We start from the raw sequence: 26,146 nt of genomic DNA on the forward strand, positions 1-26,146 counted from the left end.
CGGCGCGCGGCTCGTGGTTCGGCAGGATTCAGTCGGGTGCCGGAAGCATGTATGCTCGACGATACTGATTCTTCCGATCATTTTGGCTGGTCGATGTGAGAAAAATCGTCGCTGCACTCACCGTAGCTGTGGTTCTTGTGATTGGGCTGCTCTTGCTTTTGCCCGCACTTGTTTCGACCGACTGGGTTCGTGGCGAATTGAGCCGGCAACTGTCGTCCGCGACCGGAATGACCATTCGGCTCGACGGACCGGTCAGATTGTCGCTGCTGCCCAGGCTGGCGGTAGTCGCGGACGATATCTCGCTCTCGACCGGCACGGGCGGCATCGCGATATCCGCGCCACGGTTCTCGACGTCGATAACCCTGTCGTCGCTATGGTCGAAAAAGCTCGAGATACAGTCCGTCGCGCTGACGGAACCGGCAATCGCGCTCAACGCTTTGGCGAACGCGGAGCCGGCTCCGGCACCGCGGGATGCTCAGGCCGATCCCTCCGATCCGTTCGCGGCCATCGTCGATACACTCGAGCGGCTGGCGATCAACCAGCTGACCATAACGAATGGCACCCTTACTTCGAGCGCTTCGACCGGCAAGCCCAGCACCGTGACGGCAATCGACGCCGATCTTAGGGTCCCGGACCTCGACCGCGAGACTTCGTTTTCATTGGCCGGCACCAGCAACGGCCGCCGCGTCGAAGTGAGCGGTAGCCTTTCCGCGCTGCGGCCGATCCTGCGGCAGCTCCCGGCCCAGATCGCCATCGAGGCGCGGCTCGATCCGGCGCCGGTTCCGAAGTTCTCTTCCCTCCATGCCAGCGGCGAGATCCAGCTCAACGGCAATGGCAGCTATCAGATCAAGGGCGGAAAGTTCGATATCGGCGACCAGAGCTTCCAGATGGATGCGCTCTTTCAGCCTGGCGCGCGGCACCACTTCTTCGCCGACCTTTCGGCCAAGCGCGTCGATATCGACGCCTTGAGCGATATAGGAAAGGGCGGTTCCAGCGAGGGCAAGCCTCCGGCCGCCTCCGGAGAGCCAGACCTTGCCATGCTGGCCGCTTTCGACGCCGACATCAGCGTGACAATCGATGAACTGATCGGCGGCAAGATACGGGCTTCCGACGTCCAGCTCGCCGCAACATTGCGCGACGGACATCTCGAGGCAAAGCTGGAGCATTTCGGGCTCGACGCGGGAAGCCTCACTGCGAATGCCTCGACGAATGTCGATGAAACACCTCCCACCATACGGGGCAATGTTGCGAGCTCGGGGCTGGACATCGGCTCGATTGCGAAGCTGGCCGGACAATCCGTGCCGTTGTCCGGCAAGCTCACGGCCGATATGGGGTTCGCTTTTCGCGGGCTCACCGCGCAACGCATCCGCGGCAGCGCAAATCTGCAGGGAACGGTCGGGATTCGCGAAGGCAAGCTTGCGCTTGCGGCGCTTGCCGATGCCAAGGACCGCACGGCCAACGACATCACCGGCCTCAATCTTGATGCGAAGGTTCGCGACATCGGCAAGCCGGTTGATGTGACAGGCAAGCTTGCCTGGCGGGGGCAGGCAGTGACGTTCAAGTCTCAGGTCGCGCCCGCATCCTTTCTGGCCGGCGGCTCCGTTGCCGACGCCTCCGGGCCGATCAACCTTTCGGTCTCCTCCAAATACCTCGAAGGCAGCATAAGCGGTACCGTCGGGGGTGGCGGGACGTTCAAGGGCCAGGTCTCGGCCACATCGCCCTCGGGAGACAGGCTGATGCAATGGTTGGGACAGGGCGCTTCCCGCAGCCTGCAGGACTTTGCCTTCAAGGGCGATGTCGATGCCGGGCCAAAGCAATTCTCCTTCCAGAAAGCCGCCATCGCTTTGAACGGCGTCAAGGCGTCAGGGCAAGGCTCGGTGAAGCTGGGAGAGCCTCTCACCATCCGGACTTCGCTCAATATCGCGAAACTCGACCTTGCGGCGCTCGCCGGCGGCGGCGGGGCCGTGGCCGGCGGCAAACAGAAACCGGGCACGGCAACCGACGCGCCGATCGACCTCTCCTTCCTCAAGGGACTTGATGCCAAGGTAGATATCCAGGCCGACAAGCTTGGCTATGGAAAGGTCTTTGCCGGGCCGGTGGCGACCAGCCTGACGGTGACCGACGGCAAGGCTCACTTGAATGTGCCGCAAAGCCCCTTCTACGGCGGCACGATTGCGGCGGACATGACCGCCGACGGTTCCGGCGACGCCTCATCCCTGGCCCTCAACACCGCGATCACCGGCGCGGCCGCTGCGCCCTTGCTTCATGACGCGGCCGATTTCGACCGTATCGAAGGAACGCTCGATGCGACGGTCGCGGTCTCAGGCTCGGGAAAGACCACGAAATCGCTTGCCCGCTCCCTCGCCGGCACGGCGGCGACCAAATTCAGCGACGGCGCCTTCCGCGGCATCGACATAGCGGAGTGCTACAACAACCTGGTCGGACTGCTCGCCGGCGGCTTCAAGCAGGATCAGGCCAAGAAGACGACGTTCACCGCGCTCGGCGCCTCATTCGCGATCGAGAACGGCGTCGCCCAGACGATGGACATCAGCCTGCTGGGCCCGCTGGTGCGGATGGACGGCTCGGGCCGGATCGACCTCGCCGACCAGACGCTCGACATACGGCTCAATCCTCGCGTCGTCGCTTCACTCGCCGGGCAGGGAGGCGACGTTGCCGTGAAGGGCGTCGGGGTGCCGGTCGTGGTCCAGGGCCCGCTCTCAGCGCCCCGTGCCTATCCGGATCTCAGCGCGTTGGCCAAGGACCCGCAGGGCGCGCTGGATATGTTGAGCCGCCTCGGTCTGCCGACCGGAAAACTCAATCTCGACAAGCTGATCCCGGGCCAGACAGGCTCGAACGCAGACGGCTCCGGCAAGGGACCGGCGGATCTGATCGGCGACCTTCTGCGCAACGCCGCGCCCCGGCCCAAGGCGCCACCCGCCGCTCCGGAAGCAGCCGCGGCGCCCGACAATGGCAATACGGAAAACGCGACGCCGCCGACAAGTTCGGACACCAGCAGCGAGACCGAAGCCGCCGCGCCGGCGGCGGAATCCGCCCCCGTCGATCCGCAAGCCGACCCCCAACCCGCCCCTGCTTCGCCCGAAGCTCCGAAGAAAGGCGAAATAGACACGCTTCTCGATCAGCTGGCGAACTAGCGTTAGGGGTGCGCCGGGATCGCTAGTGGCACTGCACAGGGATTTTGACTGGTCGGCTCGGCTCGCATTGGCAAGTGGCATGCGTGGGAGATTGGCCGAAACGCCCATCGCGAAAGACAGCGGTCGCTCTCGTCACCTCAGCCTGAAGCCGGCGCGGTACATGATCTGACGCTCATATGTGCGGCCGAAAATCAAAGTGATCTCGGCCGCCGCAAATCGCCCCCAATCGGGACGTTCTTCCGGCCTTAGTCTGGAGACGTTGGAGAGGCCGATGAAATTATCTGCTCTTGCCCTTGCCGGGACCATGCTGGCGGTGATGCCGGCGGTCGAGGCGGCGCCGATATTCGGCGTGCCGGCCGGAAATAGTCTGGTGCAGGACGCGCATGTCACATGCGCTTACCTGACCGAGGACGGCTACTGCGTGCGGTCGTACAAGAAGCACTGGAAGCCGAAGCACTACTACCGGCCCGTCTATCGCACCTATGAGCCGCAGCCGCCGGACGAATATTACTGGCGCTATCAGCGTCCGCGGCCGATTATCCGGGTCGTTCCCAACTACCCGCCGCGGGATGAAGACAATTGGGATGATTGGGACGATTGAGCAGCCTGGAGCAAAGCGGTAGGCTCGGCGACTTCGCCGTAGCCTTCCGCCTGGATATTGCGACAGAACAAGGAGATGGAGCGGAGCCGCGCTTCGTGCCAAGCGGCCTGCCTGCGTGCCTTTTGCCTCCAGCGGCCAGCATCCGGCGCCAGCCAGCGCCTTTGCCGGCCCATCTGAAGATCGGGGAGCCGCGTCTTCTACCGCTTCAGCGCGATGCTGATGCCGCTGAGATCGGCGTTGACCTGCAGGCCGACCTGCCTGCCGGTGAGCTCGAGCTGGGCGCCCTTGTCATTGGTCATGACGATCACCTGGGCGCCTTTGCCGACCGCGCCGCCGCCGCCGGCCGCACCGTAGACTCCTGTCACGTCGCTGGCGCGCCGGATGCGGCGCACCGTGCCCTGGAAATAGGTCTTGGACGCGCCGAAGGCGAGGCCGCCCGAGACGCCGCCGACGGAGATCGGATAGCGCTTGCCATGGAAGGTCAGCGTACCCTCGCCGCCGGAGCCGCCGATGAAGAAGGCCGCCTTGTAGACGGAAAAGCGGATCGTGCCGGTGTCGGCATGCGCCGCGCTGGCAATGCTCACGCCCACGGCGGCGATTGCCGCGACCGCGACGGACCGGAACCTGGATGAAATCTGCATGATGGAACTCCTCAAGGATCGCCGCTTGCCCAACCGGCCGCGCACGTCGGCTTCAAATGTATAGCTGAACCGAATTGCCCCGCCATTGGTTCCAGGCACGCGGCCCGAAATCCGGCGGTCACGAAATGGCGAGCGAGGAAGGCGGAAGCGACGAGAGCACAGACTTGTGCTGGCTGGTGGAGCTGAGGGGGATCGAACCCCTGACCTCATCATTGCGAACGATGCGCTCTCCCAGCTGAGCTACAGCCCCGTTCCAGCGGAACGGCTTGTATCGGTCGCGGCCGTTTGATGTCAAGGCGAAAGACCGGGCCAAACACAAGCCGTGGCCGGGCGGGCCTTGCCCGCACGCCTGGCAGTGGCTACATGTCGGCGACAATTTGGAGACCGGCATGATCGCCCTTATTCAGACCATCGTCATGGCGCTTGATATCTACTGGTGGATCATCATCGCCTCGGCGATCTTTTCCTGGCTCTACGCCTTCAATGTCGTCAATTCGCGCAACCAGTTCGTCGGCAGCGTCGGCAACATGCTCTACAGGCTGACCGAGCCGGCCTTGCGCCCGATCCGCCGCTTCATGCCCGATCTCGGCGGCATCGACATTTCGCCGATCATCCTGCTGCTGATCCTTTTCTTCATCCGGCAGTTCCTGGTTACCACGGTCTGGTCCTGGGTCGTGACCGGCGGCTGATGAGCATACCGTTTCGGCCGCGCGACAACGGCATCGACCTCTTCGTGCGATTGACGCCAAAGGCGGCGCTCGACCGGGTCGACGGCGTCGAGACCGCCGCCGACGGGCGCAGTCATCTCAAAGCGCGCGTGCGCGCTGTGCCGGAGAACGGTGCCGCCAATCAAGCGCTGGAACGGATGATGGCCAAGGCGCTGGGCGTGCCGGTCTCGGCCGTTTCCGTGGTCGCCGGCGGCACCTCGCGGCTGAAGACGTTACGGATGGTGGGGGATGCGGCTGAGTTGGTGGAGCGGCTTCAGACGCTCAGCAAATAACGCTGGCGACGCCCCCCTCATCCGGCCGCTATGCGGCCACCTTCTCCCCGACGGGGAGAAGAGGTTGGCGCCGGCGCCGACCTGCTCCTCTCCCCTTGGGGAGAGGTCGGATTGCCCCGAATTGCTCATCGCAATTCGGTTGGCAATCCGGGTGAGGGTGAGTCTTCGCTCAATCCCCCAGCGGCAGCTTCGGATCGTCCACCTTGAGCGTGTTCACGCTTTGCTTGATGCGGCGCAGATTCTCCAGCACTTTCGGTCCGCGCGATTCCGCCACCGTGGTGGCGATCATGTCGACGATGGCCAGCAGAGCGTAGCGCGACGAGGTCGGCTTGTAGATGTTGCCGTCCTCGACCGACTGCAGAAGGATCACCGTGTCTGCTGCCTTGGCCAGCGCCGAGTCCGGCGCGGTGATGGCGACGGTGGCGGCGCCGTATTGCTGCGCGACCTCGACCGCTTCGATCACCGAGCGCGCATAGCCGGAGACCGAGAAGGCAAGCAGCGTGGTCTCGGGCGTGGCGACGGCGGCATACATGCGCTGCAGCTGGCCGTCGGTCTGGGCGAGCGCCGAGAGACCGAGCCGGAACAGCCGGTTCTGCATCTCCGTCGCCATCATCGAGGAGATGCCGCCGGAGCCGATGCAGAGCACATTGCCGGAGCTTGCAATCCGGGCGGCGACTTCCATCAGCGTGGTCATGTCGAGATTTTCGCTGGCGCGCTGGATGGCGGCGATCGCCGCCTCGGTGATGGCGGACGCAATGCGCTGCTCGCGCGCATCGCGGCTGAGCGGCTCCGGCGACAGATACTGGCCGCCGATGGCGATCGCCTGCGCCAAGTAGAATTTGAAATCGCGCAGACCTTCGCAGCCCAGATTGCGGCAGAAGCGGGTGACCGTCGGCTCGCTGACGCCGACGCGCGCGGCGATCTCCGAGATGGCCGCCTTGGAGGCGAAATCGAGGTCGGAAAGCACCAACCCGGCCAGCCGGCGGTCCGACTTGGTGCCGTCCTGCGACATCAGTTGCAGGCGGGTGATGATGTCGGCCGGGCTCTTCATCGTCTTCTCACAGCGGCAGGCCCGTCGCCTTGTCGAAGAGGTGGATGTTGCGCGGATCGACGCTCACCGGCAGCCGGTCGCCGGGCTTGACCTGCAGCCGGTCGCGAAACACCGCGCGCACCGTGTCGTCGCCGACCGAACCATAGACATGCGTTTCCGAGCCGGTCGGCTCGACGACATCGACCTTGATGGCGATGGCCTCGTCACCGGCGCCGACCACGAAATGCTCGGGCCGGATGCCGGCCTCGACCGTGTCGCTGCCGGAAGCCGCGCCGCCGGCAAGCGCCAGCCGGCCGCCGCCCTTTGTCTCGAACCAGGACTTGGCTCCCGCAGTCCTCAGCGCGCCCGAGACAAAGCTCATCGAGGGTGAGCCGATGAAGCCGGCGACGAATTTGTTGGCCGGCCGGTCATAGAGCTCCAGCGGCTGCCCGACCTGCTGGATGCGGCCGCGATCCATCACCACGATGCGGTCGGCCATGGTCATCGCCTCGATCTGGTCGTGGGTGACGTAGACGATGGTCGATTTCAGCCGCTGGTGCAGCGCCTTGATCTCGGTACGCATCTGCACGCGCAATTGCGCGTCGAGATTGGAGAGCGGCTCGTCGAACAGAAACACTGAAGGCTCGCGCACGATGGCGCGACCCATGGCGACGCGCTGACGCTGGCCGCCCGACAATTGCCTCGGATAGCGGTCGAGATAGGAGAAGAGGTTGAGCACGCCGGACGCCTTCTTCACCTTGTCGTCGATCGCCGCGCGTTTCTCGCCGCGGATCTTCGGGCCGAAGCCGATATTTTCCGATGCCTTCAGATGCGGGAACAGCGCGTAGGACTGGAACACCATAGCGATGTTGCGCTTCTGCGGCGGCAGGTCGTTGGCGCGGATGCCGCCGATGACGAGATCGCCGGAGGTGATCGTCTCAAGTCCCGCCAGCATGCGCAAAAGCGTGGACTTGCCGCAGCCGGACGGCCCGACCAGCACGACGAACTCGCCGGTCCGGATGTCAAGGTTGATGTCTTCCAGGATTTTGTGCTGGCCGAAGGATTTCGACAGATTGCGGAACTGGACGTCGGTCATGGTCACGCTCCCAATATGTCGTCGATGAAAGGCAGGTAGCCGGCCGTCAGTCCGGCGTCCACGGGCACCACGGCGCCAGTTATGCCGGAAGCGCGATGGGAGGCAAGGAACGCCACCGCTTCCGCCACTTCCGAAGCATTGACGATGCGGCCGAGCGGATAGAGCCGCTGCAGCCGGCCGAGGATCTCCGGATCCTTGGCCAGGCGATGGTCCCAAGCGGCGGTGCGGATCGAGCCTGGGCAGACGACATTGGCGCGCAACCCGCTGCGGCCGAGCTCGACGGCGACCGATTTAGCATAGGCGTTGATGCCGGCCTTGGCCGCCGCATAGGCCGGATTGCCGAAATGCGCGATAGCGTTGACCGAAGAGATGAAGACGACGCTGCCCGCGCCTCGCCCGGCCATCGCCTTGATCAGCGGATCGGCGAAACTCATCACGCCGGTCAAATTGAGGTCGAGCTCCTGCTCGATCTTCTCCGCCGTCAGTGCCTTCAGCGTTTCGGCGCGCGTCCAGCCGGCATTGTTGATCAGGATGTCGGGAACGCCGTCCTTGTCGAGCAGCGCAGGGATGGCCGCTTCGATCGAGGCCCGGTCAAGCAGGTCGAAGACATGACGCGAGGCGATATGCGGGCTGGCCAGCGCCTCCGTCGACTGGTCGCAGCCGACGATGCGCGCTCCGCGCTCGGCCATGAGCTCGACGATCGCCGAGCCGAGGCCGCCGCCGGCGCCGGTGACGACCACGGTCTTGCCTTCGAACTCGGCTGTTGAACCCACGCTGCGCCCTCCTCCACGCCCTTATTTTGAGCCAATAAGCTAGCCAAGCAAATGTAATTAAGCAACACGATAATCCGCTTGCGCGGCGTGAAATCCTAGATAATGTAGGAAAGTAACATAAATCCTGTGCTCCTAAGGGCCAGGCGCCAACGTGCATCAATGGGAGAAATCGAGATGAGCCTTGCGAAATGGACTGTCGGCCTGTTGGCCGGAATGAGCATGCTGGCTTTTGCAGCGCCGGCCGATGCCGGCGAGGTGCGCGTCACCGTCGCCGAATACAGCGCCAAGACCGGCCCCTATTTCGAAGCGGTGAAAAAGGAATTCGAGGCCGCCAATCCCGGCATCACCATCAAATATGAAGTGGTGCCGTGGGATGTGCTGTTGCAGAAGCTCACCACCGACATCACCGCCGGCACCAATGCCGACCTCTCGATCATTGGCACCCGCTGGCTGATCGATTTCGTCCAGCAGGATGTCGCCGAGCCGCTCGACAGCTACATCAAGCCCGAATTCAAGGACCGCTTCATCGACACCTTCCTGCAGCCCTCGATCATGAATGGCCACACCTATGGCCTGCCGATCGCCGCCTCGGCGCGCGCCATGTATTACAACAAGGAGCTGCTCGAGAAGGCCGGCATCGCCAAGCCGCCGGCGACCTGGACCGAACTGCAGGAAGACGCCCGCAAGATCAAGGCCGTCGGCGCCTTCGGCTACGGCCTGCAGGGCAAGGAGATCGAGACCGACGTCTATTACTACTATGCGATGTGGTCCTTCGGCACCGAGATCCTCAACAAGGACGGCACATCGGGCCTCGGAACGCCCGGCGCACTGGAAGCCGCCAAGCTCTACAAGTCGATGATCGACGAGGGCCTGACGGAACCGGGTGTCACCTCCAACAACCGCGAGGACGTGCAGAACCTGTTCAAGCAGGGCAAGGTCGGCATGATGATCACCGCGCCCTTCCTGTCCAACCAGATCAAGGAAGAAGCGCCCAACCTGAAATATGGCGTCGCCGCCATTCCCGCCGGCCCGACCGGCGCGCGCGGCACCTATGGCGTCACCGACTCGATCATCATGTTCAAGAATTCCAAGAACAAGGACGAGGCCTGGAAGCTGCTCGACTTCCTGTTCACCAAGGAGCAGCGCGCCAAGTTCACCCAAGGCGAAGGCTTCCTGCCGGTGAACAAGGAAGAGGCCAAGATGGACTATTACGTCAACAACGCTGATCTTGCCGCCTTTACAGCACTTCTGCCCGACGCCCGCTTCGCGCCGGTCATCCCGGGCTGGGAGGAGATCGCCCAGATCACCTCGGACGCCATGCAGAAGATCTATCTCGGCGGCGACCCCGAGGCCGGCCTGAAGGAAGCGGCGGCCAAGGCCAACGCGGTGCTCAAGAAATAAGGGCGTATCTCCCTGCGCCCGTGGCGCGCCCTACCCCCGCGGGGCGCGCCACACCTTTCTTCCTCTCCCTCCGGAGGGGGGAGAGGTGGCTCGGCGAAGCCGAGACGGAGTGGGGGAACCACCTGGCAACCGCGGCGAACGGACATCGGAAAGGCATTCGGCGCAAGCGTCGCCTCGCCTTGCGCTCAGAAGGTCGACCCCAACTCCGTCGAGCTTCGCTCGACACCTCTCCCCCGATTGACGGGGGAGAGGAAGGACCCCCTTCCGCGACTGCCGCGGAGGACGGGGCAGACAGTGAGGGGCAGCTCCGATGCCGGAAGAGTTCGAGATTGAGCGCCTCGGAAGAACAGGTCAGGATTAGTTAGCTGGCAAGCCAGCGAATTGATGCCTCGCAACGCAGTACAAACCAGCCGATGCAAAATCGTTTCCTGCCCTATCTGCTGACGTTGCCCAGCCTGCTGCTCGCGGCGGTGGTGATCTTCTGGCCGGTCTGGGACCTGATCCAGATCTCGACGCATGACGTCAACCGCTTCGGCCAGTTGCGCGAGTTCAGCGGCCTCGCCAACTTCACCGAACTGTTCGCCGATCCGGATTTCGTCGCAGCACTTTGGCGCACCGGGCTTTGGACCGTGCTGGTGGTCGGCGGCGCGCTGCTCTTGTCGATCCCGGTGGCGATGATCCTCAACATGGATTTCTACGGACGCGGCCTCGCCCGCGTCATCATCATGCTGCCCTGGGCGGTGTCGCTGACCATGACCGCGGTGGTCTGGCGCTGGGCGCTCAACGGCGAAAGCGGCATGCTGAACTCGGCGCTGATGAAGCTCGGCCTGATCAGCCAGAACATCCAGTGGCTGGCGAGCGCCGAGACCGCTTTCCCGATGCAGGTGCTGATCGGCATATTGGTGACGGTGCCCTTCACCACCACGATCTTCCTCGGCGGCCTGTCCTCGATCCCTGACGATCTCTATGAGGCGGCCGCGCTCGAGGGCGCAACGCTGTTTCAACAGTTCCGCGAGATAACCTTTCCGTTGCTAAAGCCCTTCATCAACATCGCGATCGTGCTCAACACCATCTATGTCTTCAACTCCTTCCCGATCATCTGGGTGATGACGCAGGGCGGGCCGGCCAACTCGACCGACATATTGGTGACGCATCTCTACAAGCTCGCCTTCCGCATCGGCAAGCTGGGCGAGGCGTCCGCCGTGTCGCTGGTGATGTTCGCGATCCTGCTCGTCTTCACCATGATTTATGTGCGGCTTGCCATGCGGGAGCAGCGCGCATGACGCCGAAGCTGAAACGCACCGTTATCGCCTGGCTGCTGCTGGCTCCGTTGATTGTGGTGACGATCTTCCCCTTCGCGGTGATGTTCCTCACCGCCGTCAAGCCGCGCACCGAGGTGCTGACGCCGACCTGGTGGCCGAGCGAGTTCCGCTGGTCGAATTTCGCCGACATGTGGGTGGCGACCGGCTTCGGCCAGGCGCTTCTGAATTCGCTCTATGTCTCGGCGCTGGCGACCATCGGCGCCATCCTGATCTCGGTCCCGGCGGCCTATGCCATGTCGCGCTTCCGTTTTGCCGGCTATGGCGCCTTCCGCCAGTTCCTGCTGATCTCGCAGATGATCTCGCCGATCGTGCTGGTGCTCGGCCTATTCAGGCTGATGGCGGCCTGGGGCCTGGTCGAATCAACCACCGCGCTCGGCTTCATCTACATGGCCTTCAACGTCGCCTTCACGGTGTGGATGCTGCAGAGCTATTTCGACACCATCCCGCGCGACCTCGAGGAGGCGGCCTGGATGGAAGGCGCCGGCCGCTGGCTGACGCTGCGAAAAGTGTTCCTGCCGCTCTGCCTGCCGGCGATCGCGGTGACGGCGATCTTCACCTTCATCAACGCCTGGAACGAGTTCGTGGTCGCGCTCACCATGCTGCGCAGCCAGGAAAGCTACACGCTGCCGATCCAGGTTTTCTCGCTCGTCGCCGGCCGCTATACGATCGAATGGCACCATGTCATGGCGGCCACGCTCTTGGCGACGCTGCCGGTGGCGATCCTCTTCATCTGGCTGCAGCGCTACCTCGTCCGGGGTCTTGCGCTCGGGGCCGTCAAATAGCAATCCCGGCAATTCCAGGAATACGCAGCGGTTTTCGTCCGGAATCGCAAAAAACAAGAAGTCTAGGGATCCTTCATGCGCATCTTCACCGCCTCGCTGGCGACGGAAACCAACACCTTCTCGCCGGTGCCGACCGACCGGGCCTCCTTCGAGATGGCCTTCTATGCCGGTCCGGGCAAGCATCCGGAGACGCCGACGCTCTGCTCCTCACCGATCGTCGCGCTGCGCAAGCGCGTCGCCAAGGAAGGGCTGACCGTCATCGAAGGCACTGCCACCTGGGCGGAGCCCGGCGGCCTGGTGCAGCGGCAGACCTATGAGGCGCTGCGCGACGAGATCCTTGGCCAGCTCAAGGCCGCGCTACCGGTCGATGCCGTCATCCTCGGCCTGCATGGCGCCATGGTCGCGCAAGGCTATGACGACTGCGAAGGCGATCTGCTGGAGCGTGTCCGCGCCATCGTCGGCCCGAAAGTGGTGATCGCTTCGGAGTTCGATCCGCACAGCCATCTGACGCCGAAACGCGTCGCGGCCTGCGATGTCATGGCCTATTTCCTCGAATTCCCGCACACCGATTTCTATGAGCGCGGCGAGCATGTCGTCGAGCTTGGCCTGGCCGCCGCGCGCGGCGAGATCAAGCCTGTCATCTCCACCTTCGACTGCCGCATGATCCAGGTGCTGCCGACCAGCCGCGAGCCGATGCGCTCCTTCGTCGACAGGATCAAGGCGCTGCATGGCAAGGACGGGGTGCTGTCGGTCTCGGTCATCCACGGCTTCATGGCCGCCGACGTGCCGGAGATGGGCACGCGCATCCTGGTCGTCACCGACAACGACAAGGCAAAGGGCGATGCTTTGGCGGAAACACTGGGCCGTGAGCTCTATGCACTGCGCGAACAAACCGCGATGACGATGCTTTCCGCGTCCGCGGGCATCGATCAGGCGCTCGCCGTGCGCGCGACGCACCAGGACAAGCCGGTGGTGATCGCCGACATCTGGGACAATCCCGGCGGCGGCGTGCCAGGCGACGGCACGGTCGTGTTGCGCGAGCTGCTCAAGCGCGGGATGAACAAGGTCGGGGTGGCGACGATCTGGGATCCGATCGCGGTGACTTTCTGCCATGCCGCCGGCGAAGGCGCGGTGATCAACCTGCGCTTCGGCGGCAAGGCCGGGCCGCAGGCCGGCGAGCCGATCGACGCCCGCGTCACGGTGCTGAAGACGACCAACGAAGGCTGGCAAAGCTTCGGGCCGAGCCGGGTGACGCTCGGGCCATCAGCGGTGGTGCGCATCGAAGGCACCGAGGTCGACGTGATCTTGAACACCAACCGCACTCAGACCTTCGAGCCGGATGTCTTCTCCAACATCGGCATCGATCCGCTCAGCAAGGACATCCTGCTGATCAAATCGACCAACCATTTCTACGCCGGCTTCGCGCCGATCGCCGCCGAGATCATCTATGTCGCGGCGCCGAGCTCCTATCCGAGCAACCCGGCGGTGACGGATTACAGGAAGCTGACGCGGCCGATCTGGCCGCGAGTGGCGGATCCGTGGAAACAGCCAATCTCCCCCCTTGTGGGGGAGATGCCCGGCAGGGCAGAGGGGGGCGCGAAGGATCGCGACCTCGCTTAGCTTGGGTAACAAGACCCCAGGCGGAATGTCGGCGGCCACTATGATGGACTGCAACGTCGGCGGGACAGCGCCCCCCTCTGGCCTGCCGGCCATCTCCCCCACAAGTGGGGAGATTAGCCAATCACACCAACCCCCGCTTCACCATCATCGCCTCAGCCGACGGCATCTTTCCCCGGAACGCCGTGTAAAGCTCCTCCGGATCCTTCGAGCCACCCGCGGCATAGATGTTCTTCCGCAGCCGCTCGGCGAGTTCCGGATTGAAGGCATCGCCCGTCTCCTCGAAAGCCGAGAAGGCGTCGGCGTCGAGCACTTCCGACCACATGTAGGAATAGTAGCCGGCTGAATATCCGTCGCCGGCGAAGACATGGCCGAAATGCGGGGTGCGGTGACGCATGGCGATCGTCTCAGGCATATGCAGCTTTTCCAGCGTCTCAGCCTCGAAGCGAAGCGGCTCCGCAGGCGCATCCGGCCTTGCATGATAGGCCATGTCGATCAGCGCCGAGGCGGTGAACTCGACCGTGGCGAAGCCGGCGCCGAAGGTGCGGGTCGCGAGCATCTTGTCGAGCAGCGCCTTCGGCATCGGCTTGCCGGTCTTCACGTGCAGCGCGTGCTTTTCCAGCACCGCGGGCACCGTCAGCCAATGCTCGTAGAGCTGCGAGGGCAGCTCGACGAAATCGCGGCTGACCGACGTTCCGGAAACCGATGGCCAGGTGACGTCGGTCAGCATGCCATGCAGCGCGTGGCCGAACTCGTGGAACAGCGTCTTCGCCTCATCGACCGACAGAAGCGCTGCCTCGCCGGCCGGCGGCTTGGCAAAGTTCATGATGTTGTAGATCACCGGCTTGGAACCGTGACCGAGCTTGTAGCCAGACTTCAGCGCGCTCATCCAGGCGCCGGAACGTTTTGACGGCCGCGCGAAATAATCGGCCAGGAACAGGCCGCGCTCGCTGCCGTCGGCATTCTTCACCACGAAGACCCGTGCATCGGGATGCCAGGCGGCGATGCCCTTCTTCTCCTCGAAAGTGATGCCGAACAGTTTCGTGGCGACATCGAAGCAGGCCTCGATGACGCGCTCGAGCTGCAGATACGGCTTCAGCTCCGCCTCGTCGAAAGCGAATTTCTCGGCGCGCAGCTTCTCCTGGTAGAAGCGCCAGTCCCAAGCCGCGAACTTCTCGTTACTGCCGGCTTCAGTCGCCAGCCGCTCCAGTTCCTTCTGGTCGGCGGCGGCTTTTTCCAGCGCCTTCTCCCACACCGGATCGAGCAGCTCGTGCACCGCCTTTGGCGTCTTGGCCATCGTATCGTCGAGCTTCAGCGCCGCGAAGGAATCGTAGCCCAGCAGCTTCGCCTTCTCGGCGCGCAGCTTCAGCATGTCGCGCACGACATCGGTATTGTCGGAAGCACCGCCATTCTGGCCGCGCATGATGAAAGCTTTGAACGCGATCTCGCGCAGGTCGCGGCGCTCGGAGAAGGTCGAGAACGGCTCGTAGATCGAACGCGATAACGTCACCGCATAGCGGCCCTTCTGGCCGCGCATCTCGGCCGCCTCGGCCATGGCGCTCTTCAGAAAATCCGGCAGGCCGGCCAGATCGGCCTCGTCGAGGAACAGCGCCCAGTCGCGTTCATCGGCGAGCACGTTCTGGCCGAATTTGGTGCCGAGCGAGGAAAGTTCCTCATTGATGGCCGCGAGCCGCTTCTTGCCTTCGGCGTCGAGCTTGGCGCCCGAGCGGACAAAGCCCTTCCAGGTCTTCTCCAGCACGCGCAGCGTCTCGGCATCGAGCTTCAGGCTGTCGCGCCGCTGGTAGAGATCGTCGATGCGGGCAAACAGCTTCTCGTTCATCGAGATCGCCGAGAAATGCCGCGACATCTTAGGCGAAACCTCGCGTTCCATCGCCTGGATCGTGTCGTTGGTGTGCGCGCCGGCGCGGCACCAGAAGATCGACGAGACATGGTCGAGCGGCTCGCCGGCAAGCTCCAGCGCGGCAAGCGTGTTCTCGATGGTCGGCGGCGCGCTGTTGCCGGCGATCGCGTCGATCTCAGCCTGATGCGCCGCGAGTGCCGCGTCGAAGACCGGACCGAAATCATTGTCGCCGATGCGCGAGAAATCCGGCAGGCCGAGCGGCCCCTGCCAGAGGGTCAGCGGATGGACGGCGAGGTCGACGGCTTTTGAAGATGACATGAGCAATTCCGGTGAATGGATGGAGGCGGGCTGTATCCGATGTAGGGCGATGCCGCGCGACGCGCAACACGGCGGGGTCAATAGCCGCTGCAGTCCTGCGCCACCGCTGTCTGCGTGCTGGCGACGATACGGCCGCCGGCGACGGTGAAGGTCTCGCGCATCAGCGTGTCGTTGCCGGGAAAATCGTAGCAGGCGAGCACAGTGGTCTCGCCGTTCTCGCTCTTTTCGATGCGGTGGCGGATCGCCGCGCCCGCGACCGCTTGCTGCCATTCGTCGATCGAGGCGATGAAGTCCTCTTTGGTCTGGACAACGCCGATGTCGTCGAGCTTCATGCGCACATCGTCGGCAAGCAGGTCCGACAATTCGGTGCGGTCGGCGGCCAGCAGCGCCGAATACCAGCGATCGATGATGGCGCCGTCATCGGCGCTGGCGTGGACGATCGACGTCACCAGCAGCGCCGCCGCGACAAAGATCCTCCACCAGCTGCGCTGCATCACGCCTCCGCTAAAGTTCGGGCCGCTCGAAATCGCCGGTTTCCTTGTTCATCACCCACAGCTCCCCGGCCGAGATGTCGAACCACGCACCGTAGAGCGAGAGCCTGCCCTTGCCTTCGAGGATCGAGACGCAGGGAAAGGTCCTGAGATTGGCGATGGAATAGCGGATGGAAATCCGCTCCAGCGCCGTCTGGCGCTCGGTTGCCGTCATCATCGTGCTGGAGGCCACGGTCTCGGCGGCCGGCGCGATCAGGCTCATCCATTTGCCGATGAAATCGCCAGGCGACAGCGGCGCGGAGTTGGTGTCGAGCGCGGCGCGGATGCCGCCGCAGCGGCCGTGGCCCATCACCACGATGTTCTTCACCTTCAGGCTCTGCACGGCGAATTCGAGCGCGGCCGAGGTCGAGTGGTACTCGCCGTCCGGCTCGTAGGGCGGCACCAGATTGGCGACATTGCGCAGCACGAAGAGCTCGCCGGGACCGGCATCGAAGATCGCTTCCGGCGCCGAGCGCGAATCGCAGCAAGCGACGATCATCGTCTCTGGCGCCTGGCCGTCGCGCGCCAGCGAGCGATAGCGGTCGCTTTCGGCAGGGTAGCGGCCACTCATGAAGTTGCGATAGCCGGCGAGGAGGTGCTCGGGGAGGTGAGGCATGGGCGGCTAAAGCCTTTCCGGGGGTTGGAGGCGGCAGCTCGTTGCGATCGAAAAAGCCTCTAGCGGCAAATGCAGGTCGCGGGCAATGCCGAATTGCGGATGGAAGCGTCGCAATCGCGTGCCGCCAAAGGCTGCACGGCCGATTTCGCCTCAAGCCCAGATGGCAACCGTAATGCCGAAACGATCCAGCAGCGGCGGATCGGGCGACGGCCGCGCCTCGCCGCTGGCGATCCGCCCGGCAATCAGCATCATCGCCGCCGCGTCGAGGAAGTCGTCGCTCGCAGCACCCCGTGGCGGCGCCTGATCGAGGAAGCCCTTCTCATAGCCATGCCTGCAAAGCAGCGCCTTGCGCTCCTCCATGCCGGCCGGGTTGACCGCGCCCTTGATCTTCTTCGGCAGCGCCATCGCCGTGCCGCCATTCAGCCGGCAGAACGCCACTTCCGGGTGCGATTCGAAGACGCGGGCGCGCAAATCCGGCTTCGCGATCAGCAAGGCGTCGACCTCGCGGATCTTCGAAAAGATGCCGAAGGCCTGGATGGAAACGCCGCGCGGCGGGTCGGAGGTCCCCATCGCCACCGCGCTTGCCCGCCGGTGCGCTCCATACCAGGCCTCTACGGTGGTGAAATCGCTGGTGTCGGCATAAAGCGCGGCGCGCGAGGGGATGGCGAACACGCTTGATTGCCGCGCCCCGAGCAGCGGCCGCACCAGCGCTTCCGGCCCGCGGCCGCCCTTGCTCGAAAAATCCGGCAGGCCGATCGGCATGTCGACGGCGATCGTGCTCTCCGGCAGCGCGGCGAGCAACTCGTGAAAACTCGGGAAGACCGAGACCGACGGCGGCTTGTCCAATTCGCGATGAACGGCGATCCAGCCGGCCTTGCAGCCGTCGACGCCTGCCAGCGCGCCTGGCGTCACGCCCGCTTGTCCCGCCCGGGATGGAGCAGATGGCGCAATTGCACCATCGCCATCGGATGCGACAGGCTTTGCGCGTCGGTTTCGAGCTGCAGCTCGTCGCCGCCGCGTTTAGCGGTGCGGGCAAGGATCTCGTAGACGGCCGCCGTGGTCGATTGCAGCGCCTTGACCGGCGTCTGGCCGGAGAGAATCCGCGCCAGATAGACCGCGGCCGTCAGGTCGCCCAGCCCGTTCGGCGGCCTCTCGATCACCCGATGCTCGGCAAGCAGCGCCTGGCTGCCGTCAAGCAGGAAGTTGCCGATGCCGCCCGCCATCATCGCCGGCGCCGAGGTCACCAGCATGGTCGAGGGTCCGGCATGAAGCGCCGCCGCCGTCACCGCCTTGATGTCGGGCAGCGGCGCGCCCGCCATCCACTCCAGCTCATAGCGGTTCGGCGTCGCGATGTCCGCGATCGGCATCAATTTGTCGCGCATGGCTGCGGCCGTCGCCTCCGGCACGTAGAGCCCGCCGGAATCGCCCATCACCGGATCACAGACGTAAAGCGCGTTCGGCGTCTTTTCCTTGACGGCTGCGACCAGCGAGGCGACGGCTTCGGCCTGACCCGCCTCGCCGAGATAGCCCGAAAGCACGGCCCGCACCTCGCCCAGCCAAGGCGCCCGCTCGAGATCCGCCATCAGCGCCTTGAACTGGTCGAGCGGCGGCACGATGCGGGTTGCCCGGCTGTGCCCCGGATGCCAGGGCAGGATGACGGTCGGCACCGCCCAGACCGGGAAACCCAGTGTCTCCAGCGCAAAGACCGCCGCGCGGTTGCCGACCGAACCGCGGGCAACATGGCTGGAGATGACGATGACCGCGCGCGGCGCGTCGTTTTTTTCTGCATTCATCGATTTTGATTCCTAGCCGCCTGAGGCGACATACACCAGCGCCACCAAGAGCCCAATGGCGATCAGGAAGCCAAGTATTCGGCCAATGACGGTCCCCCAATATTCCGCTGGGTCGGCGCGGTCCGCATCGTCCGCGAGCTTCTGCACCCACCGCTCGGTTCCGATCAGAAAACCGACCCCTGCAGGTCCGTTCTCCTGCTCGATGCGCCTGAGGATACGGCGTGATTCGCTCTTGGCTTCGTCCTCGGGGGTGGTCGCCATGGCAAATGCCCTTTCTTGCCCGGACCTTAGCTTGTTCGCGTTGCTATTCACAGTGGCTTGCGCCCGAGCCGCGGCAGGCGCCATCAGCCGGACATTTTCTTGCGCGTGGATTGTGGTAATGCTTCGCACGCAACTTCCGTCGAGGGACCATTCATGATTGCCGAGCGCCTCTCACCACCTTCCCGCTTCCGCAGCCTGCCCGCCTTCCTGATGATGGCTTTCGTGCTGCCGCTGCTCGCCGGCTGCGGCTACAACACCATTCCGACGGCGGAAGAGAACGCCAGGGCGGCCTGGAGCGAGGTGCTCAACCAGTATCAGCGCCGCTCCGACCTGATCCCGAACCTGGTCGAGACGGTGAAAGGCTATGCCTCGCATGAAAAGGATACGCTCGACGCGGTTGTCCAGGCGCGCGCCAAGGCAACACAGATCACCGTGACGCCCGAGACGCTGAAGGATCCCGACGCGCTGAAGAAGTTCCAGGATGCCCAGGCCGGACTGACCAGCGCGCTGTCGCGGCTGATCGCGGTGTCGGAAGCCTATCCCGACCTCAAGGCCAACCAGAATTTCCTCGCGCTGCAGGCGCAGCTCGAAGGCACCGAGAACCGCATCGCGGTTGCGCGGCGCGACTACATCCAGGCGGTCAGGGACTACAATCTGACGCTGAAGACCTTCCCGTCCGTGCTGTGGGCGACCTTCTGGTTCCGCGGCAACGAGCCATTCGCCAACTTCACCGTCGACGAGGACAAGATGCAGGTGCCGAAAGTCGATTTCGGCACGAGCACCACCAAGCAGGGCGGTTAAAGGCTCCGGCTGAAATCTAATCGAGCTTGCAGGCCTTGAGTTCCTTCACACCCCCCTCTGTCCTGCCGGACATCTCCCCCGCAAGGGGGGAGATCGGCAGCTTGACGGCCGGATCTCCCCTTCCAACGTTGGAGATTTGCGAAGGTGGGCGTGACATCCAATCTCCCCCCTTGCGGGGGAGATGGCCGGCAGGCCAGAGGGGGGTGCCTCGCGGCTACCTCGCCCTTCTTGGCCTTCTTGCCGCCTTCCTCCTCCCCCTCGCCGCCTTCGCCGCCGACCTCCCCGCCCTTACCGGCCGCGTCGTCGACAATGCCGGCATCATCGATGCCGGCACCCGCGCGGCGCTGACGCAAAAGCTCGCGAACTTCGAGCAGAAGGGCTCCGACCAGATCGTCGTCGCCACCATCCCCAGCCTCGGCGGGGAAGAGATCGAACCTTACGCCAACAGGCTGTTCCGCTTCTGGAAGCTCGGCCAGGCCAAGGAAAACAACGGCGTGCTGCTCTTGGTGGCGCCCAACGACCGCAAGATGCGTATCGAGGTCGGCTATGGGCTCGAAGGCACGCTGACCGACCTGCACACCAAGCTGATCATCGAGAACGACATGGTGCCGGCCTTCCGCGCCGGCGATTTCTCCGGCGGCATCACCAAGGCCGTCGACGACATGATCATGGTGCTGGAGGGCAATCCGGAGGAGCTTGAGGCGCGCGGCAAGCGCAACGAGCAAGCCCCGTTCAATTCCGACGACCTTTTCTTCGCCATCTTCATCACCATCTGGGCGCTGATCTTCTTCGGCGGCATCGCGATGACGGTGCTGCCGCCGATCTTCGGCCAGAAGATCGGACCCGGCCGCTACCGCTGGCTCGGCATGACCTTCGATCAGAACCGGCGCTCCTCTTCGGGCGGCTGGTCGTCGGGTGGCGGCGGCTGGTCCTCAGGCGGCGGCGGAGGCTGGTCGTCGGGCGGCGGGTTCTCCGGCGGCGGCGGCTCGTCCGGCGGCGGCGGTTCTTCGGGAAGCTGGTGAGGCACCATGGCAACGCGACCGATCAGCGCCGAGGACCATGACCGAATCGCCGAGGCGATCCGGACGGCCGAGCTGAAGACCGGCGGCGAGATCTATTGCGTCGTCGCCCGCGCCAGCGACGGCTACTTCTTTCCGGCTGCTTTCACCACGACGATCGGCCTATTCATCGCCAGCCTCGCCGTCGCCTACGGGCTTGAAGGCTTGTGGCTGACCATCCGGCTGCCGCATTTCGTGCTGGCGCAGATGTTGGCGCTGGCTTCGGTGTTCGCCCTGCTCTGGTTCCTGCCCGCCTTCCGCATCCATTTCGTGCCGCGAAGGCTGCGCTATCAGGCCGCGCACGCCAACGCGATGAAGCAGTTCCTTGCCCGCAACGTCCATCGTACGAGCGCGCGCACGGGCGTGCTGATCTTCGTCTCCATCGCCGAGCGCTATGCCGAGGTCGTCGCCGACTCCGGCATCGACGCCAAGGTCGGCCAGCATGTCTGGGATAGCGTGGTGCGCGAGTTGACGAAACAGGCCGGCGACAACCGCCTGGCCGACGGCTTCGTTAAAGCCACCGAATCGGTCGGCGCGGTGCTTGCCGAGCATTTCCCGGTCACCGAAGGCGACACCAACGAGCTCGACGATCATCTCGTCGAGATCTGAACGCTGTGTTGAGATTCAGGTCAGGCCGAGGCGAGAATGACAGCTTCCGAGAACCGGAGCGGATCGTACTTTTGAGTACGTGAGCACCGGAAGCGCAGGAAGTTGCCGTTCGCAGACCGGCATCACCTGAATATCAACACAGCGTACGGCTTTCGTCTGTGCGAAAGCCGTCCAAGGGCCGTGGCGGACTCTTTGCAATCGCCCGATGCGGGTTTATGGTTAACCAATCATGAACACGCTGACCATCGACATCCGGAAGGCAGAGCCGCGCGACGCCAGCGCCATCGCCGAGGTGCACCAGCAGGCCTGGCGCGGCGCTTATTCCGGCATCATCCCGCACCGCACGCTGACCTCGATGATCAACCGCCGCGGCGTCGACTGGTGGGCCAACGCGATTCGCCGCGCCGCCACCGTGCTGGTGGTCGAGATCGGCGGAACCGTCGCCGGCTATGCCACGATCGGCAAGAACCGCGCCCGCGAGCTCCGTCAGCAGGGCGAGATCTATGAGCTCTATCTGCGGCCGGAATATCAGGGCATCGGGCTCGGCAGCCGGCTGTTCAAGGCGGCCAAGGCCCGGCTGGCGGACCACGGCCTGCGCGGCCTTGTGGTGTGGGCGCTGGAAGACAACCACAACGCCCTGGCCTTCTATGCCGGCAATGGCGGCCGCGATATCGCCGAAGGCGTCGAGGTCTTCGAGCAGCGGGCGCTGAAGAAGGTCGCCTTTGTCTGGAACGACTAGCATCCCTAAGTTACAGGCGATCACAAACTGTGCGCTTCCATTAGCGTCCGGCACTAATCGCCGCATTGCACCATGACGCTTCGCCCGCTATCGGTCTTGCAATCGAGAGAGGGATTTAGCCATGCGTATCGAAGCCGTGCCAATCGGGAAGAACCCGCCTGACGACATCAACGTCATCATCGAGGTGCCGATCGGCGGCGAGCCGATCAAATACGAGATGGACAAGGAGGCCGGCACCTTGTTCGTCGACCGCTTCCTGCACACCTCCATGCGCTATCCCGGCAATTACGGCTTCGTGCCGCACACGCTGTCGGGGGACGGCGACCCGATCGACGTCCTGGTCTGCAACACCCGCGCGCTAGTGCCGGGCTGCGTCATCAACGTGCGGCCGATCGGCGTGCTGATCATGGAAGACAATGCCGGCCAGGACGAGAAGGTGATCGCCGTCCCCTCGCCCAAGCTGACGCTACGCTACGAGAACGTCACCGAATACACCCATCTTCCGGAAATCACCCGCCAGCAGGTGCAGCACTTCTTCGAGCACTACAAGGATCTCGAGCCCGGCAAATGGGTCAAGATTGAGGGCTGGCACGATTCCAAATATGCCAAGAAGATGATCGTCGACGCGATCGCGCGGGCCAAGGCGGCTAAGTAGGGGTCGTTGTTTTGTCGCAATTCCGGACGGAAAACCGCTTCACACTTTTCCTGGAATTGCTTTAGCGCGCCGCCTTCTCGCCGCCGGCGGCGGTGATCACGCCCACGATGATCAACCCGGTGAGCACCAGCCGCACGCCGGCGCTGACGCCGAACGTGTTGAGCATGGTGAGCAGCAACACCAGGAACAGCCCAGCGCCCCAGACGCCGGGCACATTGGCCTTGCCGCCGGCGACCGAGGTGCCGCCGATGACGACGACCGCGATCGAGGCGAGCAGGTACTCATTGCCGATATCGACATTGGCGCCGCGGAAATAACCGGCGAGCAGCGCCCCGTCGATGCCGCCGAGCGCCCCGCACAGCGTATAGGTCAGGAAGCGGATGCGGCCGACATGGACGCCGGCCAGCCATGCGGCGCGGATGTTCTGGCCGATCGCCAGCACCGAGCGGCCAAAGATCATGCGCTGCAACGCGAGCGCGGCGCCGATCGTGAACAGCACAGTCAGCATCGCCAGCACCGGAATGCCCAGCACCTGCCAGTTGGTGAAGTCGGCAAAACCCGGCGGTGGCTTGATCTGCAGGCCGCGGCCATAGCTGATGTCGACCGACTGGATGATGAAGCTCGCCGACAGCGTCGCGATGATCGGCGGGATGCGCAGTGCCCAGATCAAGAGATAGTTGATGGCGCCGATCGCCGCCCCGCAGGCAAGTGCCGCGAGCAGCCCGACGACGATCATGGAATCGCTGCCGCCCATCACCTTCATGGCGACGGCGCTCGCCAGGCCGATATTGGCCGGCAGCGACAGGTCGACATTGCCCGGCCCGAGCGTGATGACGAACATCTGGCCGACGCCGACGATGACGGTGAACACGGCGAGCGAAAGCGCCGCCGTGACCATGCCGCCGGCGCCATAGCCGCCGGTGAAGGCGACGGTTGCCAGCCAGACGACCAGCGCGCCTACGAAGGACCAGATCCAGGGTTTTTCGAGCAGCGTCCGCACCGAGGTCATCGCCTACCGCTCCCTGCGGCTGATCAGCACCCGCGCGGCCAGCACGATGATCAGGATCGCGCCGTTGGCGGCGACCTGCCAGTCGGACGGGATGTGCATGAAGGTCAAGAGCGGTGAGGCAGCCAAGGCCAGCGTCAGCGCGCCGAGCACCGCGCCGATCGGCGACACGCGCCCGCCGACGAACTCGCCACCGCCGAGGATGACGCCGGCGATCGAGAGCAGCGTGTAGCCATTGCCGATATTGGCGTCGGCCGAGGTGGTAATGCCGATCAGCGCCATGCCGGAAAGCACGCCGAACAACCCTGTCAGCGCGAAGAGCATGATCTTGGTCTTGAGCAGCGACCAGCCGGCGCGTCTGAGCGCCGCGGCGTTGCCGCCGGAGCCGCGCAGGATGACGCCGTAGGACGTGCGCATCAGACCGAAATGCACGACCGCCGCGATGATCAGCGCGGCCAGGATCGGGAACGGGATGTAAGGCGGCTTGAAGGACATGATCGACAGCAGCCAGTCCGGCGCCTTGCCGCCGGGCTTGGGCAGAACCAGGATGGCAAGCCCCTGCCAGACGAAGCTCATGCCGAGCGTCACCACGATGGACGGCAGATTGCGCAGATGGATCAGCGCGCCGAGCAGTGCGTAGACGCCAATCGAGCCGAGCAGCACGACAATGCCGATGAGCGGCGCGTCCCTCAGCCATGTCGCGGTGACGCAACCGACGAAACCGACGAACGTCCCTATGGAGAGGTCGAGCTCGTTGCCGGCGATGACGAACATCTGCGCGATCGTCGCCAGGGCGATCGGGATCGCCAGGTTGAGCATCAGGTTGAAGCCGAAATAGCTGATGGCGCGTGGGTTGAGCCAGGCAATCGCCATCAGCACCAGCGCCAATGACAAGGCCGGCAAAAGACCGCGCAGCAGGCGCGCCCGAGCGGCGCTGCCGCGTGGCGAGGATTTCGGAAGCGTGCCGGGAGCGATCGCGGTCATCTCAGGCCGCATCGCCGAACGAGGACTGGATGATCTTTTCCTCCGTCAGCTCGTCGCGCCGCAGATTGGCGACGATGCGGCCGTTCTTGAACACATAGACATGGTCGCAATTGTCGAGTTCTTCGGTTTCGGTCGTGTACCAGAGGAAGGTGCGGCCCTTGGCAGCCTCCTCGCGCACCAAGTCGTAGACTTCGAGCTTGGTGCCGATGTCGACGCCGCGCATCGGGTCGTCCATCAGCACGATCTCGGCGTCGGAGCCGAGCGCGCGGGCAAACAGCGCCTTCTGCTGGTTCCCGCCCGACAGCGAATAGATGTTGTTGTTCATGTCGGGCGTGCGGATGCCGATCTTCTGCTTCCAGAATTCGGCGAGCTCGGCCTCGCGCTGCGGAGAGATCAAAAGGCCGTTGCGCAGCCGGGCCAGCGAGCGGATGCCGATATTCTGCGCGATCGACCATTGCGAAAAGATGCCGTCCGACTGGCGGTCGCCGGCGACCAGCGCCACGGGCGCCGTCACCTCGATGCCGGCCTTGGCGCGGGAGGCCGCCGAGAAGATCGCCAGCAAAAGGTCCGTCTGGCCATGGCCGGCAAGCCCTGCAAGGCCGATGATCTCGCCGGCGCGGGCGACAAGCTCCTTGCCGTCCTGCTGTCTGGCCGGGCGCGCGCGAACCCTGAGCACGCCGGCCTCGGTTTTCCGCGTTTCGGCGGCGGCCTTCTGATGTCCTTCGGCGCCACCCATGGCGGCGACGAGCTTGTCGCGGTCGAAGGCGCGGGCGGCATCGGCCGCGACCACCTTGCCGTCGCGCATCACCACGATGCGGTCGGCGTTCTGCAGCACCTCGCCCAGCACATGCGAGATCAGGATGCAGCTGCCGCCTGCCTCGACGAAACGACGGACGAAGGAAAGCAGCTGGCCTGCGGTGTGCGCATCGAGCGAGGAGGTCGGCTCGTCGAGTATGACCAGATGCAGCGGCTCGCGGGTCAGCGTGAAGGCGCGCGCCACCTCGACCATCTGCCGCCGCCCGATCGAGAGGTCACCGGCAATGTCGTCCGCCGAAATGCCGTGATCCGGGAAGATCTCGTCGAGTTTGGCGCGGATGAGATCGGCCGCCCTACGCCGCCAGCCGAAGCCCTTGAGCGCGGGATGGTTGATGCGCGTGTTCTCGGCGATGCTGAGATTGGGACAGAGCGACAGTTCCTGGAACACGCAGCGTATACCGAGCTCCAGCGCGCGCGCCACGGAATAGCTCACCTCTTCGTTGCCGCGCACCGCGATCTGCCCGCCATCCGGCCGCAGCGTGCCGGCTACCATATGCATGAGCGTCGACTTGCCGGCGCCATTGTGCCCGACAAGCCCGACGCATTCGCCGGCGCCGACATGGAAGTCGACGCCGTTTAGAGCCCGAACGGCGCCGAAATGCTTTTCGGCGCCGTTCAGCCTGACGATGTCGGTGTTTGCCTTGAGCATGCTCAACGATACCCGGCTGGCGATGCGGCTGGCAA

26 protein-coding genes and 1 tRNA gene are annotated in these 26,146 nt (G+C 64.5%); 13 read left to right on the plus strand and 14 right to left on the minus strand.

Annotated features, from left to right (window positions below; genetic code table 11):
* The first annotated feature begins 95 nt into the window (after window positions 1-95).
* Both EN862_RS23435 and EN862_RS23440 read left to right on the plus strand, forming a co-directional pair.
* Window positions 96-3,152, plus strand: a complete 3,057-nt coding sequence (locus tag EN862_RS23435; RefSeq protein ID WP_189401493.1) for an AsmA family protein — start codon at window positions 96-98, stop codon at window positions 3,150-3,152.
* Window positions 3,153-3,423: 271 nt separating this feature from the next.
* Entirely contained in the window at window positions 3,424-3,753 is a 330-nt protein-coding gene (locus tag EN862_RS23440; protein ID WP_127865931.1) for a hypothetical protein, read from the plus strand.
* A 197-nt stretch (window positions 3,754-3,950) separates the two neighbouring features.
* On the opposite strand, the gene EN862_RS23445 is transcribed toward EN862_RS23440, so the two are convergent.
* Window positions 3,951-4,394 carry a hypothetical protein gene (locus tag EN862_RS23445; RefSeq protein ID WP_127865932.1) on the minus strand — a complete coding sequence of 148 codons (444 nt, stop codon included), beginning with the start codon at window positions 4,392-4,394 and terminating at the stop codon, window positions 3,951-3,953.
* 174 nt (window positions 4,395-4,568) lie between these two features.
* Window positions 4,569-4,644 (minus strand) — tRNA-Ala (locus EN862_RS23450).
* A gap of 139 nt (window positions 4,645-4,783) precedes the next feature.
* On the opposite strand from EN862_RS23450, the gene EN862_RS23455 reads away from it, so the two are divergent.
* Both EN862_RS23455 and EN862_RS23460 read left to right on the plus strand, forming a co-directional pair.
* Entirely contained in the window at window positions 4,784-5,083 is a 300-nt protein-coding gene (locus tag EN862_RS23455; RefSeq protein ID WP_112129074.1) for a YggT family protein, read from the plus strand.
* On the plus strand, window positions 5,083-5,394 hold the full coding sequence (locus tag EN862_RS23460) for a DUF167 family protein (protein ID WP_127865933.1): 312 nt from the start codon (window positions 5,083-5,085) through the stop codon (window positions 5,392-5,394). Before EN862_RS23455 ends, EN862_RS23460 begins: the two co-directional genes overlap by 1 nt.
* Before the next feature lie 169 nt (window positions 5,395-5,563).
* Here the strand turns inward: EN862_RS23460 and EN862_RS23465 are convergent, their stop codons facing one another.
* The 3 genes from EN862_RS23465 to EN862_RS23475 are packed head-to-tail and all read right to left on the minus strand — an operon-like array spanning window position 5,564 to window position 8,293.
* Window positions 5,564-6,445 carry a MurR/RpiR family transcriptional regulator gene (locus EN862_RS23465; RefSeq protein WP_127865934.1) on the minus strand — a complete coding sequence of 294 codons (882 nt, stop codon included), beginning with the start codon at window positions 6,443-6,445 and terminating at the stop codon, window positions 5,564-5,566.
* A 7-nt stretch (window positions 6,446-6,452) separates the two neighbouring features.
* On the minus strand, window positions 6,453-7,520 hold the full coding sequence (gene ugpC / locus EN862_RS23470; protein WP_127865935.1) for a sn-glycerol-3-phosphate ABC transporter ATP-binding protein UgpC: 1,068 nt from the start codon (window positions 7,518-7,520) through the stop codon (window positions 6,453-6,455).
* A gap of 2 nt (window positions 7,521-7,522) precedes the next feature.
* On the minus strand, window positions 7,523-8,293 hold the full coding sequence (locus EN862_RS23475; protein ID WP_127865936.1) for an SDR family oxidoreductase: 771 nt from the start codon (window positions 8,291-8,293) through the stop codon (window positions 7,523-7,525).
* A gap of 174 nt (window positions 8,294-8,467) precedes the next feature.
* On the opposite strand from EN862_RS23475, the gene EN862_RS23480 reads away from it, so the two are divergent.
* The 4 genes from EN862_RS23480 to EN862_RS23495 all read left to right on the plus strand — a co-directional run bounded on the left by EN862_RS23480 (window position 8,468) and on the right by EN862_RS23495 (window position 13,418).
* The gene (locus EN862_RS23480) at window positions 8,468-9,694 is read left to right on the plus strand and encodes a sugar ABC transporter substrate-binding protein (RefSeq protein WP_127865937.1); all 1,227 of its coding nucleotides are present in this window, start codon (window positions 8,468-8,470) and stop codon (window positions 9,692-9,694) included.
* Window positions 9,695-10,107: 413 nt separating this feature from the next.
* Window positions 10,108-10,977 (plus strand): sugar ABC transporter permease, encoded by an 870-nt coding sequence (locus EN862_RS23485; RefSeq protein WP_127865938.1) that lies wholly within the window; start codon window positions 10,108-10,110, stop codon window positions 10,975-10,977.
* On the plus strand, window positions 10,974-11,798 hold the full coding sequence (locus EN862_RS23490; protein WP_040991530.1) for a carbohydrate ABC transporter permease: 825 nt from the start codon (window positions 10,974-10,976) through the stop codon (window positions 11,796-11,798). Before EN862_RS23485 ends, EN862_RS23490 begins: the two co-directional genes overlap by 4 nt.
* 75 nt (window positions 11,799-11,873) lie before the next feature.
* Window positions 11,874-13,418 carry a M81 family metallopeptidase gene (locus EN862_RS23495; RefSeq protein WP_127865939.1) on the plus strand — a complete coding sequence of 515 codons (1,545 nt, stop codon included), beginning with the start codon at window positions 11,874-11,876 and terminating at the stop codon, window positions 13,416-13,418.
* A gap of 121 nt (window positions 13,419-13,539) precedes the next feature.
* On the opposite strand, the gene EN862_RS23500 is transcribed toward EN862_RS23495, so the two are convergent.
* The 6 genes from EN862_RS23500 to EN862_RS23525 all read right to left on the minus strand — a co-directional run bounded on the left by EN862_RS23500 (window position 13,540) and on the right by EN862_RS23525 (window position 18,794).
* The gene (locus EN862_RS23500) at window positions 13,540-15,594 is read right to left on the minus strand and encodes a M3 family metallopeptidase (protein ID WP_127865940.1); all 2,055 of its coding nucleotides are present in this window, start codon (window positions 15,592-15,594) and stop codon (window positions 13,540-13,542) included.
* A 77-nt stretch (window positions 15,595-15,671) separates the two neighbouring features.
* Window positions 15,672-16,088: a nuclear transport factor 2 family protein gene (locus EN862_RS23505; protein WP_127865941.1), complete on the minus strand. Its 417-nt coding sequence runs from the start codon at window positions 16,086-16,088 to the stop codon at window positions 15,672-15,674.
* Window positions 16,089-16,098: 10 nt separating this feature from the next.
* Window positions 16,099-16,740, minus strand: a complete 642-nt coding sequence (locus EN862_RS23510) for a carbonic anhydrase (RefSeq protein WP_127228985.1) — start codon at window positions 16,738-16,740, stop codon at window positions 16,099-16,101.
* Window positions 16,741-16,890: 150 nt separating this feature from the next.
* Window positions 16,891-17,652, minus strand: a complete 762-nt coding sequence (locus tag EN862_RS23515; protein ID WP_127865942.1) for a DUF429 domain-containing protein — start codon at window positions 17,650-17,652, stop codon at window positions 16,891-16,893.
* Window positions 17,649-18,533 carry a pyridoxal kinase PdxY gene (gene pdxY / locus EN862_RS23520; protein ID WP_127865943.1) on the minus strand — a complete coding sequence of 295 codons (885 nt, stop codon included), beginning with the start codon at window positions 18,531-18,533 and terminating at the stop codon, window positions 17,649-17,651. Before pdxY ends, EN862_RS23515 begins: the two co-directional genes overlap by 4 nt.
* A gap of 12 nt (window positions 18,534-18,545) precedes the next feature.
* On the minus strand, window positions 18,546-18,794 hold the full coding sequence (locus EN862_RS23525) for a hypothetical protein (RefSeq protein ID WP_127865944.1): 249 nt from the start codon (window positions 18,792-18,794) through the stop codon (window positions 18,546-18,548).
* Between the two features lie 153 nt (window positions 18,795-18,947).
* On the opposite strand from EN862_RS23525, the gene EN862_RS23530 reads away from it, so the two are divergent.
* From EN862_RS23530 to ppa, 5 genes are all read left to right on the plus strand, one after another.
* A complete protein-coding gene (locus EN862_RS23530; RefSeq protein ID WP_127865945.1) occupies window positions 18,948-19,595 on the plus strand; it encodes a LemA family protein in 648 nt (215 codons plus the stop codon).
* A gap of 203 nt (window positions 19,596-19,798) precedes the next feature.
* Window positions 19,799-20,617: a YgcG family protein gene (locus EN862_RS23540; RefSeq protein WP_189401488.1), complete on the plus strand. Its 819-nt coding sequence runs from the start codon at window positions 19,799-19,801 to the stop codon at window positions 20,615-20,617.
* A 6-nt stretch (window positions 20,618-20,623) separates the two neighbouring features.
* Entirely contained in the window at window positions 20,624-21,262 is a 639-nt protein-coding gene (locus EN862_RS23545; protein ID WP_127865947.1) for a TPM domain-containing protein, read from the plus strand.
* A gap of 229 nt (window positions 21,263-21,491) precedes the next feature.
* Window positions 21,492-22,001 (plus strand): GNAT family N-acetyltransferase, encoded by a 510-nt coding sequence (locus EN862_RS23550; RefSeq protein WP_095816522.1) that lies wholly within the window; start codon window positions 21,492-21,494, stop codon window positions 21,999-22,001.
* Window positions 22,002-22,122: 121 nt separating this feature from the next.
* The gene (ppa, locus tag EN862_RS23555) at window positions 22,123-22,656 is read left to right on the plus strand and encodes an inorganic diphosphatase (protein ID WP_126063718.1); all 534 of its coding nucleotides are present in this window, start codon (window positions 22,123-22,125) and stop codon (window positions 22,654-22,656) included.
* A 61-nt stretch (window positions 22,657-22,717) separates the two neighbouring features.
* Here ppa and EN862_RS23560 read toward each other — a convergent pair whose 3' ends face one another.
* Genes EN862_RS23560 through EN862_RS23570 form a run of 3 tightly spaced genes read right to left on the minus strand, consistent with a single transcriptional unit; the run spans window position 22,718 to window position 26,111 of the window.
* Complete coding sequence (locus EN862_RS23560) at window positions 22,718-23,665, minus strand: ABC transporter permease (protein ID WP_127865948.1); 948 nt, start codon at window positions 23,663-23,665, stop codon at window positions 22,718-22,720.
* A 3-nt stretch (window positions 23,666-23,668) separates the two neighbouring features.
* Entirely contained in the window at window positions 23,669-24,646 is a 978-nt protein-coding gene (locus EN862_RS23565; protein ID WP_189401485.1) for an ABC transporter permease, read from the minus strand.
* A 1-nt stretch (window position 24,647) separates the two neighbouring features.
* Window positions 24,648-26,111: a sugar ABC transporter ATP-binding protein gene (locus EN862_RS23570; protein ID WP_127865950.1), complete on the minus strand. Its 1,464-nt coding sequence runs from the start codon at window positions 26,109-26,111 to the stop codon at window positions 24,648-24,650.
* Between the last annotated feature and the right edge of the window lie 35 nt (window positions 26,112-26,146).

It is taken from the genome of Mesorhizobium sp. M2E.F.Ca.ET.219.01.1.1 (genome assembly GCF_004016445.2).
In the GTDB taxonomy this organism is placed as follows: domain Bacteria; phylum Pseudomonadota; class Alphaproteobacteria; order Rhizobiales; family Rhizobiaceae; genus Mesorhizobium.

Bases quoted from the DNA above. Each gene is read 5' to 3' on its own strand.
- EN862_RS23480 (WP_127865937.1), top strand. From the start codon at position 8,468: ATGAGCCTTGCGAAATGGACTGTCGGCCTGTTGGCCGGAATGAGCATG.
- EN862_RS23485 (WP_127865938.1), top strand. From the start codon at position 10,108: ATGCAAAATCGTTTCCTGCCCTATCTGCTGACGTTGCCCAGCCTGCTG.
- EN862_RS23495 (WP_127865939.1), top strand. From the start codon at position 11,874: ATGCGCATCTTCACCGCCTCGCTGGCGACGGAAACCAACACCTTCTCG.
- EN862_RS23445 (WP_127865932.1), bottom strand. From the start codon at position 4,394: ATGCAGATTTCATCCAGGTTCCGGTCCGTCGCGGTCGCGGCAATCGCC.
- pdxY (WP_127865943.1), bottom strand. From the start codon at position 18,533: ATGAATGCAGAAAAAAACGACGCGCCGCGCGCGGTCATCGTCATCTCC.
- EN862_RS23545 (WP_127865947.1), top strand. From the start codon at position 20,624: ATGGCAACGCGACCGATCAGCGCCGAGGACCATGACCGAATCGCCGAG.
- EN862_RS23530 (WP_127865945.1), top strand. From the start codon at position 18,948: ATGATTGCCGAGCGCCTCTCACCACCTTCCCGCTTCCGCAGCCTGCCC.
- EN862_RS23565 (WP_189401485.1), bottom strand. From the start codon at position 24,646: ATGACCGCGATCGCTCCCGGCACGCTTCCGAAATCCTCGCCACGCGGC.
- EN862_RS23460 (WP_127865933.1), top strand. From the start codon at position 5,083: ATGAGCATACCGTTTCGGCCGCGCGACAACGGCATCGACCTCTTCGTG.
- EN862_RS23440 (WP_127865931.1), top strand. From the start codon at position 3,424: ATGAAATTATCTGCTCTTGCCCTTGCCGGGACCATGCTGGCGGTGATG.
- EN862_RS23465 (WP_127865934.1), bottom strand. From the start codon at position 6,445: ATGAAGAGCCCGGCCGACATCATCACCCGCCTGCAACTGATGTCGCAG.
- ugpC (WP_127865935.1), bottom strand. From the start codon at position 7,520: ATGACCGACGTCCAGTTCCGCAATCTGTCGAAATCCTTCGGCCAGCAC.
- EN862_RS23455 (WP_112129074.1), top strand. From the start codon at position 4,784: ATGATCGCCCTTATTCAGACCATCGTCATGGCGCTTGATATCTACTGG.
- EN862_RS23510 (WP_127228985.1), bottom strand. From the start codon at position 16,740: ATGCCTCACCTCCCCGAGCACCTCCTCGCCGGCTATCGCAACTTCATG.
- EN862_RS23505 (WP_127865941.1), bottom strand. From the start codon at position 16,088: ATGCAGCGCAGCTGGTGGAGGATCTTTGTCGCGGCGGCGCTGCTGGTG.
- EN862_RS23490 (WP_040991530.1), top strand. From the start codon at position 10,974: ATGACGCCGAAGCTGAAACGCACCGTTATCGCCTGGCTGCTGCTGGCT.
- ppa (WP_126063718.1), top strand. From the start codon at position 22,123: ATGCGTATCGAAGCCGTGCCAATCGGGAAGAACCCGCCTGACGACATC.
- EN862_RS23500 (WP_127865940.1), bottom strand. From the start codon at position 15,594: ATGTCATCTTCAAAAGCCGTCGACCTCGCCGTCCATCCGCTGACCCTC.
- EN862_RS23570 (WP_127865950.1), bottom strand. From the start codon at position 26,111: ATGCTCAAGGCAAACACCGACATCGTCAGGCTGAACGGCGCCGAAAAG.
- EN862_RS23525 (WP_127865944.1), bottom strand. From the start codon at position 18,794: ATGGCGACCACCCCCGAGGACGAAGCCAAGAGCGAATCACGCCGTATC.
- EN862_RS23560 (WP_127865948.1), bottom strand. From the start codon at position 23,665: ATGACCTCGGTGCGGACGCTGCTCGAAAAACCCTGGATCTGGTCCTTC.
- EN862_RS23550 (WP_095816522.1), top strand. From the start codon at position 21,492: ATGAACACGCTGACCATCGACATCCGGAAGGCAGAGCCGCGCGACGCC.